This is a genomic window from Arthrobacter sp. H5, assembly GCF_000520595.1.
Lineage (GTDB): Bacteria > Actinomycetota > Actinomycetes > Actinomycetales > Micrococcaceae > Arthrobacter_D.
This window is the reverse complement of record NZ_KI914989.1, coordinates 22,361-32,076: the sequence shown is the minus strand read 5'-3', so window position 1 is coordinate 32,076 and position 9,716 is coordinate 22,361. Positions and strand designations below refer to the sequence as shown.

Annotated in this window: 11 protein-coding genes and 2 pseudogenes; 5 read left to right on the top strand and 8 right to left on the bottom strand. The window is 64.0% G+C overall.

Annotated elements, in window-relative coordinates:
- Window positions 1-328 (bottom strand): annotated as a pseudogene (locus Y708_RS29745) (SAM-dependent methyltransferase); the annotation flags it as partial.
- 65 nt (window positions 329-393) lie between these two features.
- Between Y708_RS29745 and Y708_RS0107795 the strand changes: the two are divergent.
- The 3 genes from Y708_RS0107795 (at window position 394) to Y708_RS0107785 (ending at window position 2,666) form a co-directional block, all read left to right on the top strand.
- A complete protein-coding gene (locus tag Y708_RS0107795) occupies window positions 394-909 on the top strand; it encodes a GNAT family N-acetyltransferase (RefSeq protein ID WP_081746585.1) in 516 nt (171 codons plus the stop codon).
- A gap of 33 nt (window positions 910-942) precedes the next feature.
- Window positions 943-1,377, top strand: a complete 435-nt coding sequence (locus tag Y708_RS0107790) for a hypothetical protein (protein WP_155853779.1) — start codon at window positions 943-945, stop codon at window positions 1,375-1,377.
- Between the two features lie 158 nt (window positions 1,378-1,535).
- Window positions 1,536-2,666 carry a PheS-related mystery ligase SrmL gene (locus Y708_RS0107785; RefSeq protein WP_035775689.1) on the top strand — a complete coding sequence of 377 codons (1,131 nt, stop codon included), beginning with the start codon at window positions 1,536-1,538 and terminating at the stop codon, window positions 2,664-2,666.
- Here Y708_RS0107785 and Y708_RS23710 read toward each other — a convergent pair.
- On the bottom strand, window positions 2,663-3,580 hold the full coding sequence (locus Y708_RS23710) for an oxygen-dependent tRNA uridine(34) hydroxylase TrhO (protein ID WP_051478813.1): 918 nt from the start codon (window positions 3,578-3,580) through the stop codon (window positions 2,663-2,665). The genes Y708_RS0107785 and Y708_RS23710 overlap by 4 nt on opposite strands.
- Before the next feature lie 85 nt (window positions 3,581-3,665).
- On the opposite strand from Y708_RS23710, the gene Y708_RS0107775 reads away from it, so the two are divergent.
- The gene (locus Y708_RS0107775) at window positions 3,666-4,316 is read left to right on the top strand and encodes a GNAT family N-acetyltransferase (protein ID WP_028279485.1); all 651 of its coding nucleotides are present in this window, start codon (window positions 3,666-3,668) and stop codon (window positions 4,314-4,316) included.
- Between the two features lie 80 nt (window positions 4,317-4,396).
- On the top strand, window positions 4,397-6,742 hold the full coding sequence (locus Y708_RS0107770; protein ID WP_028279484.1) for a DEAD/DEAH box helicase: 2,346 nt from the start codon (window positions 4,397-4,399) through the stop codon (window positions 6,740-6,742).
- 60 nt (window positions 6,743-6,802) lie between these two features.
- Here Y708_RS0107770 and Y708_RS0107765 read toward each other — a convergent pair whose 3' ends face one another.
- The 6 genes and pseudogenes from Y708_RS0107765 to Y708_RS29740 all read right to left on the bottom strand — a co-directional run.
- A complete protein-coding gene (locus tag Y708_RS0107765) occupies window positions 6,803-7,171 on the bottom strand; it encodes an Rv3654c family TadE-like protein (protein ID WP_035775688.1) in 369 nt (122 codons plus the stop codon).
- The gene (locus Y708_RS23705; protein WP_253905739.1) at window positions 7,168-7,521 is read right to left on the bottom strand and encodes a TadE family type IV pilus minor pilin; all 354 of its coding nucleotides are present in this window, start codon (window positions 7,519-7,521) and stop codon (window positions 7,168-7,170) included. The genes Y708_RS0107765 and Y708_RS23705 overlap by 4 nt, the downstream gene beginning before the upstream one ends.
- A gap of 57 nt (window positions 7,522-7,578) precedes the next feature.
- Window positions 7,579-7,791 (bottom strand): DUF4244 domain-containing protein, encoded by a 213-nt coding sequence (locus tag Y708_RS0107755; RefSeq protein WP_253905737.1) that lies wholly within the window; start codon window positions 7,789-7,791, stop codon window positions 7,579-7,581.
- Between the two features lie 294 nt (window positions 7,792-8,085).
- The gene (locus tag Y708_RS0107750; protein ID WP_028279482.1) at window positions 8,086-8,673 is read right to left on the bottom strand and encodes a type II secretion system F family protein; all 588 of its coding nucleotides are present in this window, start codon (window positions 8,671-8,673) and stop codon (window positions 8,086-8,088) included.
- On the bottom strand, window positions 8,670-9,254 hold the full coding sequence (locus Y708_RS23700) for a type II secretion system F family protein (protein ID WP_253905736.1): 585 nt from the start codon (window positions 9,252-9,254) through the stop codon (window positions 8,670-8,672). Before Y708_RS23700 ends, Y708_RS0107750 begins: the two co-directional genes overlap by 4 nt.
- 173 nt (window positions 9,255-9,427) lie before the next feature.
- Window positions 9,428-9,716, bottom strand: a pseudogene (locus Y708_RS29740) (secretion system protein E); the annotation flags it as partial.

Genomic DNA, 9,716 nt, shown 5'->3' with positions numbered 1-9,716 from the left:
GCTCGATCAGTCCGAGTTGCTCCAGGCCATCCGCCCGGGTTTCCGTGAATGCTTCGTCAAGTTGGGCCGTATCCACCGTCCCGCCGAGCAGGAGGAGGAGTACGACGCCGGCGAGCGGGTTGGTCTTCTCCTTTCCGGCAGCGCGGACCACCAGTTTTGCCGGAACCGGTTGATCGCGCGCAAGCGCGGCGTGGGCTTCCGCGCCGATCAGGTCCGCAACGCCGTCGACCGTGTAGTTAAGGCGTGCGAGATCTGTGGCCAGGCTCCGCAACAGTGCGGGATTGTTGCTGTGCGGGGCATCGGGCACGTCTTCGGAAAAATCAGTCACGTGGGTAAGTGTATTGACCCGGCGGCGGACCGCAGGTTCGTTGCCTTGTTGCAAGACCTGCGCGGATTACGAGCTGTGTCACCTGCACTGAGGCAACGAACCTGCGGTATGGTCCCGATCCTGATCCGTCAGTAATCTGCCTTTCAACCAGCTCCATTGCTCCCATCGATGCGCAGTCGGTGGTGGGGATTATTGACATTGAAATTGATGGCCAAGCTGCGACTATCGACACCATCGCGGTCCTGCCCGGTACATCACGCAGGGGCGTGGGCACCGCACTGCTGAACCATGCGATGCAACTGCTGCCATCCACCGTAACCAGCCTCGATGCGTGGACCCGCGGGGATGCGGGGGCCAATGCCTGGTATCAAAAGTTCGGGTTCAGGGAGAATTTTCGGTACCTCCACGTCTATCTGGCCAGTGGGGATTCCCTCGACGGTTTTGCTGTACCAAAGCCTTTGTCCAAACCCGTGACCGCGTTCATGCACGCAGGTAGTGAACATGAGGAACATATGCGGGCCGCGTACCATCGGGTTCATGTGTGCAGGCAGTATCTTCTGCCTGTTGCGGGCGGCGCCTGACGAATGGCTGGCGCCGCGTGGTTGACTTGGTTCATGTGGTTTCGCCGATCTTCAGCCACTGCGACGGGAGCTGCGCTCATCCTGGTGCTCGCTGCGTGCGCGCCGGCGGCGAATGAATCGGCTGAAGGCATCTGGGCGGAGGATGTGCTGGGCGTCGGTGGCGGGATTCTGGCGGCGGGCCAGACAACCGGTGCAGCCGGTCCGGCGGAGCAAGCGGGAGCCACGATCAGCGCGATGGTGCCCGGCACCTATTTTGTGAGCATCGTGTGTGTCGGCACCGGCGATGCAACCTTTACCGTCACCTCATCCGGCACAACCCTGAACCGGCAGTATGTGATCTGTGACCGGCAACCCCGCAAGATCATCGTTCAGCTGAACGGCGGAGGGGCGTCCGTACGCGTCTCCAGCGTGCAGCCCGGACAATACTGGGCCGTCAGGCTTGAGTCCGCAGCTCCGGCCATCCCATAGGCGTATCATGGACCGCATGCATTCCAGCCAGCGATTTACCACCCCCCGGCCGCTTTCCGGCCGCGGGGTCTTTGCGCTGCGGGGCTAATCCGCTGCAGGTCCACGCGGTGTTTGGGGCCGGGTTCACTCCCTCCCCCGAACCCAGCAAAGGACCAGCCATGTATCTCTCCAGCACCGAACTCAGCATCGCTGAATTAGCTGCCGCTCTGACCACCCGTGACCTGAGCGATCCCGCCCAGGGACCGCACGCCATGCAACTTGTGCTGGACAACGTCGTTCACCACCTCACCCGGCACTGGAGAATCCCGGCGGAAGTACACCGGCACAGCCCCCTCGTCGCCACCTCCGACAACTATGACCGGCTGGGTTACCAGCCCGACGACGTCACGCGGGACACGCGGTACTCCCGCCATGTGAGCCCCACCGTCATGCTGCGCAGCCACACCTCCGCCGGGATACCCGCGCTGCTGGACGGACTGGCCAATGAGCTCGATCCGTACGACACCCTGCATGTCCTGCCCGGACTGGTCTATCGGCGGGACGCCGTGGACCGCACCCACGTGGGTACCCCGCATCAGGTGGATCTGTGGCGCGTGAAAGCCCGCGGTCTCCTGACCGACGGCGATCTACATGACCTGGCCGCCGCCGTCGTCGATGCGGTGCTTCCCAGCGCCCAGTGCCGCACCGTACCGGCCCGCCATTCCTACACCTCCCATGGGCTTCAGATTGACGTCCGCGTGAATGGTGAGTGGCTTGAGCTCGCGGAATGCGGATTGATCCGCGCCAACATCCTGCAGGCGTCCGGGCTGGATCCGAGAAGGTGGTGCGGACTGGCGCTGGGTATGGGTCTGGACCGGGCGCTGATGCTGCGCAAAGGCATACCAGACATCCGGCTACTGCGCTCGACGGACCCACGCGTCACATCACAGTTGCAGGACCTTGATCCGTGGCGGACGGTATCGGTGATGCCGCCGGTGCGAAGAGATTTGTCCATTGTGTGCGCGCCCGACGTCGACGACGAGACCCTCGGCGACGCCGCACGCTCCGCCCTGGGAGAGGACGCCGATATCCTGGAGTCCCTCACGGTCCGCGCCCTCACGCCGGCGGCGGAACTGCCAGACGCCGTCGTCGTACGTTTGGGTATGCGCGCCGACCAGGCCAACGCGCTTGTCCGGGTGACCCTGCAGCCGCTGGAGAGAACTCTCACCGATGCGGAAGCCAACGCCCTGCGTGACCGGTTGTATGTTGCCCTGCACCAGGGCACGGTGATGGAGCTGACCAGGGGTTAAGCTGCTCCGACGGCGGTGGCTTCGGCCTCGTCGATCTCGCAGCCCTGGGGACAGCGCAGGGTCGCCGGGTCCGCGGCGCACCCGGCGCAGTACAACGTGAGATTACGGCAGAACTGGTTGGAGCAGTTCTCGAATTTGTTGGTGGGAGCCTGGCAGCGAACGCACTTGCCGATGGTCTTCGCGTCCTTGCTGAACTCCACATGCATGCGCTTGTCGAAGACGTATAGGGAGCCCTCCCACAGGCCCGAGTCGCCATAGGTCTCTCCGTAACGCGCAATGCCGCCCTGCAGTTGGTAGACCTCCTGGAACCCGCGGCTGACCATGAGGCTGGAGAGCACTTCGCAGCGGATGCCGCCGGTGCAGTAGGTGACCACAGGCTTGTCTTTGAGGTGGTTGTACTTGCCTGAGTCGAGCTCGGTGACGAAATCATGGGTGGTGCCGACGTCCGGGACCACCGCGTTTCTGAAGCGGCCGATCTGCGCCTCCAGCGCGTTGCGGCCGTCGAAGAACACCACCTCGTCTCCTTTTTGGGCCACGAGTTCGTGAAGCTCTTCCGGCCTGAGGTGGACTCCGCCGCCAATCACACCGTCCTCATCGACCTTTAATTCACCGGGTGCGCCGAAAGAGACAATTTCATCCCGGACCTTGATGCTGAGGCGTGGGAAGTCCCCGGCACCGCCGTCGGACCATTTGATGTCCATCTTCTTGAAGGCCGGGTATTCACGGGTGGCTTTCACATACTGTTTGATGGCATTGAGCTCACCGCCCACGGTCCCGTTGATTCCATCCTTCGAAATCAGAATGCGTCCGCGGAGCCCCAGTTTCTCGCACAGGGCACGCTGCCAGAGGCGGATTGCCTCCGGATCATTTAGCGGAGTGAAGGCGTAGTAGAGCACGATTCGGTTCATTGACACGCTTTTAATCGTACTTTGTGCATCAAAACGGCAACCTCCCGCCGACGCTCTGTTCAATGCGTCCCGGGCAATCTATGGTCATCTCATGGGAGCTAACCTCAACGAAGAACTCGTGAAGACGTGGATTGCCGGTTGGGCCTCCTGCAGGGGATATGAGCCGCAGGATCATGGCCGCACTGTCTCCGTTGTGCTGACGGATCAGCAGAATCATTTGGAGCATATTGTCTACGAGCCAACGGATGAGGAATTTCGGAACCTCGTGGAAGACACCCGTAAGGACTCCTACCGCGTGCTCACGGTAGTCACCAACCGCATGCAGGAGCTCATTGACATCTCAGAGAAGCTGAGGATGCGCGTGACCGACCGGCAGCAGGCGCTCATGTGGGTGGACATGGCTGGCCAGGACGTCGAGGATCCCCGCCCACCGGATGAGGACTTCAAACTCGAGCACGTTCGCGACACCTCCTGCCGCAGGGTTTTTGTGACTGCCAACGGGGACAAGGCTGCACGGGGGTCCGTGGCCGTGCAGGGTGACTATGCGGTCTATGACCGGATTGTCACCTCGGAGAACTACCGGAGGCGCGGGCTTGGCAGCTTTGTCATGCGGGCCCTGACGGCAGCCGTGCTCGAAGACGACGTCGAAATGGGGCTGCTGATGGCGTCCTCGGACGGGCGGCACCTGTACCAGTACCTGGGCTGGACGCACCTGGCCAACGTGTTTGTGATCCGGCGGTGACGCTGCTCCCGCACACGATCACACTGTCGCAGGGTACCCGCGTATTCGGCCGGTTTTTTCGAAGGTGACAGAATTGCTTCGTGGCATTCACCGACTCCCTGATTCCCCTGCTGGGCGGCGGAACCGAGCCGGAGCAGTTGGTCAGCGTGCGCGAGCTCCCTCCGCGCGCGGCCATCCACAGTCCCTGGCCTGATTGGGTTCACCCCGACGTTGTGGGAGCTTACGGGGCACTGGGAATCGACCAACCCTGGCGTCATCAGGTGGAAGCCGCCAACTCCGTACACAACGGAGTTCACACAATCGTGGCCACCGGAACCGCCTCCGGGAAATCACTGTGTTACCAGCTGCCTGTGATCGACGAGATTCACCGCTCGTCCCTAGCCGAACGGGTCTCCCTGGAACCTTCGGGGTCGGTGGCTCTGTATCTCGCCCCGACCAAGGCCCTGGCTGCAGACCAGCTCGCAGCGATTAAGTCACTTGGCCTGCCGTCGGTGCGCGCGGAAACGTACGACGGCGACACGGACAAGGGCGCCCGGCGCTGGATCCGCGACCACTCCAATCTAGTGCTGGCCAACCCGGACATGCTTCACTACGGCATCCTTCCCAACCATGCCTGGTGGGCGCGGTACTTTCGGCGGCTGACCCATGTAATTGTGGACGAGGCGCACAGTTACCGCGGCGTGTTCGGCTCGCACGTTGCCAACCTGCTGCGACGGTTGCGGCGCGTCTGCGCGTTCTACGGTGCGTCGCCGGTATTCATTGGAGCGTCCGCCACATCGGCTGACCCTGCTGCTTCGTTCGGCAAACTAATCGGCTCGGAGGTTTTTCCCTTCACCGAGGACACCTCACCGCACGGGTCCACAACTGTGGCCTTCTGGGAACCGCAGCTGACCGACTCCCGAGGGGAGAACGGCGCACGGCAGCGCCGCTCCGTGATCGCCGAAACGTCCGACCTGCTGACCAACCTTGTTTCCGCCCAGGTACGGACCATTGCGTTCATCAAGTCCCGCCGGGGCGCGGAGAGCATTGCCGCGAACACCAAGCGGCTGCTGGATGAAGTGCACCCAAGCCTGCCCTCACGGGTTGCGGCCTACAGATCCGGGTACCTGCCCGAGGAGCGCCGGGAACTGGAATCGGCGCTGCGCAGCGGACAACTGCTGGGGGTGGCGAGCACATCCGCGCTGGAACTCGGCATCGACATCTCCGGTCTGGACGCCGTACTGGTGGCCGGGTGGCCTGGGACGCGTGCATCACTGCTGCAGCAGATCGGCCGGGCGGGCAGGTCCGGCCAGAATGCTCTGGCGGCGTTTGTCGCAAGCGACGATCCGCTGGATACCTATCTGGTGCATCATCCAGAGGCGGTGTTTGACCTTGGCGTGGAGGCAACAGTCTTTGACCCCGCCAACCCCTACGTGCTGGGTCCCCACCTGTGCGCTGCGGCGGCGGAACTCCCTCTCACGGCCGACGACGTAGGGCTTTTCGGCCACTCCGCCCGGCCGCTGCTGGATCAGCTGGTGGATCAGGGCCTCCTGCGGTCGCGCCCGGCCGGATGGTTCTGGACGCACCCGCAGAGCGCGGCGGGAATGGTGAACCTTCGCGCGGACGGCGGCGGCCCGATCACCATCGTGGAATCCGGTACGGGCACCATGCTGGGCACCATGGACTCGCCGCAGAGCCACTATCAAGCCCATGCCGGCGCCATCTATGTCCATCAGGGCCAAAGCTACGTGGTGGATGAGCTCAATGAACAGGACCACTGCGCCATGGTGACGCGGTCCAACCCGGACTACTACACGCAGGCACGGGATGTGACGCAGATCGAGGTTATCGACACACTCATCGAGCGCGGGTGGGGTCCGATCAGGGTGTGTTTTGGAGAGGTGAAGGTGACCACTCAGGTGGTTTCCTTCCAACGGAAGGCTTTCATCTCCAACGAAATCCTTGGTGAGGAGCCGCTGGAGCTAGGCGCACGGGACCTCTTCACCAAGAGCGTCTGGTTTGAGTGCGATCCACAGCTCATCGAGCGAAGCGGCCTCACCGCCGCAGACCTTCCCGGGGCCCTCCATGCTGCGGAGCACGCAGCGATTGGTCTGCTGCCGCTGGTCGCCTCCAGCGACCGCTGGGACATCGGGGGCGTATCCACCGCACTGCACGCCGACACCGGTCTTCCCACTATTTTTGTCTACGACGGTCACCCCGGCGGAGCGGGCTTCGCTGAAAGAGGCTTCGAAGCGGCGCGGATCTGGCTTGGTGCCACGTTGGAGGCGATCGAGGCGTGCGGGTGCGAGGACGGCTGTCCCTCCTGCGTCCAGTCACCCAAATGCGGAAACCGCAACAATCCGTTGAGCAAGCGGGGCGCGATATTACTGCTCGGCATACTTCTGGCGCAGGCACCGGACGGTGAGCCTGCGCCAGAAGCCTCTTAGCGTCCGGGGATCTGGACCTCCGCCGGCGTTCGACAGGCTGCCCAGACGGCGGGCGACGAGCTACCCGGACGGCGGGCCCGCCCGCGCCCTTCCGGTTGCGGCCGGCAGGACCGGCACGGACTCCAGCGAGGTGTGTACCTCCACGATGTATCCCTGTGGGCCTGTCCGGATGCAGTCCACCAACTGAACCTGATGGCGTACGGCCGTGGCTGCGGCGACCTCACAGGGATCCCCGTCTTTCAATCCCCGCGCTGCGTCCGCCGCGGCGAGCGCAGACAGGTCCGCGGCGGTTGAGGCCCGTGACGCCGCGACCGATGCCTGTATCAGGAGGAGGGTCGCGGCGATGAGCAGCAGCATCGCCATTCCCAGTCCGGCCATCAAGATGGTTCCCGCCCCTCTCTCACCCTGTGCACGGTGTGCCGGACTCATGGCGGACCTGGACCTTCCTCCACAGACTGGTTCACGGCCGACCCCGTCAGCTCCGATCTGGCTGCCGCGGTGGCAGAGAGTTCCAGATTCAACAGACTGAGAACAGGTGTCCGGACTGCAGTGGTGACCTGCACCGTTGACCACGCACCATCCCCGAGCACTTCCAACTGAGCATCCTCACCCGCTATGCGAAGTACCGCAGCCTGCACACCTCCCGTCGATTCCCCGCGCATGATCTCCCGTGCGCCGGCACGTGCCGCCTCTTCGATGCGAAGCTGCGAAACTCCAACCGTGACCGCCGCGAGGAGGATCGCCAACAGTGCAACCACTGCGGGGAGGGCTACGGCCATCTCAGCAGTGACCGCACCCCTCTCGCCGTTGTGGACCCGGCGCCGCATCACTGATGCCTAGCCGAAGCTCAGGGCAGAGCTCACGAGCGACATGAGAAGCCCGCGGATCTCGCCGCTGGAGAGGATCGCCACCAACAGGGCTGCAAATCCCACGGCGGCGAGTGTGGCTATGGCGTACTCCGCGGTGGCTAGCCCGGCGTCCGAGCCGAACAGGTCTGTCAACCGCCGCTTGGTGCCCGCCTTTCCTGCACCCGGACGCAGTTCAGTCACGGTCGCCATCGTTTGGCCGGACGAAACCGGCTCCCGCGATAGGGCTGAGCGTGAGGACGACTCGGTTTCGCGCCGCCTGCGACGCAACTGCCGGGCAGGAACCCTGGAATGTGAAACGGACACTGACATGATTTCTCCTCATTCATTTGACGGAACGGCTGGGCTCCGTGCTTGATACCGCTGGTGCGGATGCCTCGACTTTTCCGCGGATACGGTGTGGCGGGTAAGGGAATCCGTTGTAAGTGGATAAGTGCAGCAGCATCCGGAACGTGTGGAGCAGCAGTGTCCCTTTAATCATTGAAGAGTGGGTATCAGTCCCAGCAGAACGGGCACCACTCCAAGGCAGACAAAAGCGGGCAGTGCACAGAGTCCGAGTGGCACCACCAGTTTGACGCCGAGCGCCGCAGCCCTCTGTTCTGCCAGGCGGTTACGCCGCCGCCTGAACTGCGCCGCATAGGCATGCACGATGGCCGCCGATGGCGCGCCGGTTGTTCCAGCGAATTTCAATGCCCTCCCCAGTTCTGCCACGGGACTGTTCCCCGGTCCGGAAAGCTGCGCCGCTTCCCAGGCAACGTCCCACGGTGCGCCCAGGTCAATTGCGGCCTTGACGGTCAGGAGGGACCGGGCGACGGGCGGCGAGCAGGAACGGGCAAGAACCTCCAAAGCATGATCCACTGACGATCCCGCCGACAGCATTGCTGCCATCAGGTCCATCATCAGTGCGGCATCAGCCACTCCACCGGCATCCTCAGCCTTTGGTGGTGCACCCGACGCCATATCTGCCGGTACCGTTCCCCGCAGACCGGTCCATCGCGCCGGGGGCTGGGAAAACAGGACTGTGAAGCAGCCCAGCAGCAGAACGGAGACCGCCACTCCGATCATGGCTCGATGGTCCTGGCGGCCGCAGACACCAATCGGTGGGACCAGAATCTTCCCGCCACCATCAGCGCGAGTCCGCTGATTAACGCTGCCGTTCCGAGCGGTGACCCGAGCAAAACCGCGAATGGCTGGACACCGATGAGGAAGCCAAGGCCTATACCGAAGACGGGCAGCCAGGAGAGCAGCTTGACGGTGGCTTTGGGGCCAGCGAGTGCCGTAGCGCGGGCCGCATCGGCGTCCAGTTCAGCCTCCAGCTGGACCGCGTACCGGTCAAGCACGTCGGCCAGTGGAGCACCGCTGCGTTCGGCAACCTCGACGCAGGCCGCCAGGTCCGGCCAGAAGCGGGCGAGGACGTGGCGGTCGGGAAGCCGTCCGGCTCCCTGGCGAAGAACCTCGGGGACGCTCATGCCCATGGCCGCCGCCTGCTGAGCTGACTGAAGCACCGGTTGCACGGCGCGGGAGAACCCCACGGTGCTCCCGCGGTGAACATCAAGGACGTCCCGCCAGAGTTGGGCCGGCGTTCGGCCCGCCCTCAACAGGCCGGCCAATTGGTGAACGAACAGTGGAAGGTCATGTGGATCCACCGGCGCCGTTATGTGGCCAGGCATCAGGCGGCGGATGACCCCGCTGCGTTTCTGCCGCGGCTCCATACTGACCGGACGTCCGGTCGCTGGGAGGACGGAGCGGGTCCGGTGGCGTCGCCGACCGGTCAGAAGCAGGCAAACGATAAACAGGCAGCCCGCCAGCAGGATCCCGATCACCTTCCGGTCCCCGGGTTCAGCCGTTCCTGCAGGGTGGACCATGCCGCGCGTTGGACACTAGCGCCGTCCCGGCGCTGCAGCGCCGGGATAACCGTCAATCGGCCGTCGCCACCCAACTCCACGATGCCAATCTCCGAGACTAGGCGGCGGCCATTCCCGCGCGTCACATGAATTACCACGTCCAGCGCCGCGGCGGCTTGCAGGTATAAAGCGATGGGGTCCATGGCCGCCAACGCACCCAGGGCCGCCAGCCGCGCCGGCACGCTGGCCGGCGAATTGGCGTGG

What these genes read in the sequence shown, in the direction of transcription:
- Y708_RS23705 (WP_253905739.1), bottom strand. Translation starts at nt 7,521, where the DNA reads ATGGCCGTAGCCCTCCCCGCAGTGGTTGCACTGTTGGCGATCCTCCTC.
- Y708_RS0107790 (WP_155853779.1), top strand. Translation starts at nt 943, where the DNA reads ATGTGGTTTCGCCGATCTTCAGCCACTGCGACGGGAGCTGCGCTCATC.
- Y708_RS0107750 (WP_028279482.1), bottom strand. Translation starts at nt 8,673, where the DNA reads ATGATCGGAGTGGCGGTCTCCGTTCTGCTGCTGGGCTGCTTCACAGTC.
- Y708_RS0107785 (WP_035775689.1), top strand. Translation starts at nt 1,536, where the DNA reads ATGTATCTCTCCAGCACCGAACTCAGCATCGCTGAATTAGCTGCCGCT.
- Y708_RS0107775 (WP_028279485.1), top strand. Translation starts at nt 3,666, where the DNA reads ATGGGAGCTAACCTCAACGAAGAACTCGTGAAGACGTGGATTGCCGGT.
- Y708_RS0107765 (WP_035775688.1), bottom strand. Translation starts at nt 7,171, where the DNA reads ATGAGTCCGGCACACCGTGCACAGGGTGAGAGAGGGGCGGGAACCATC.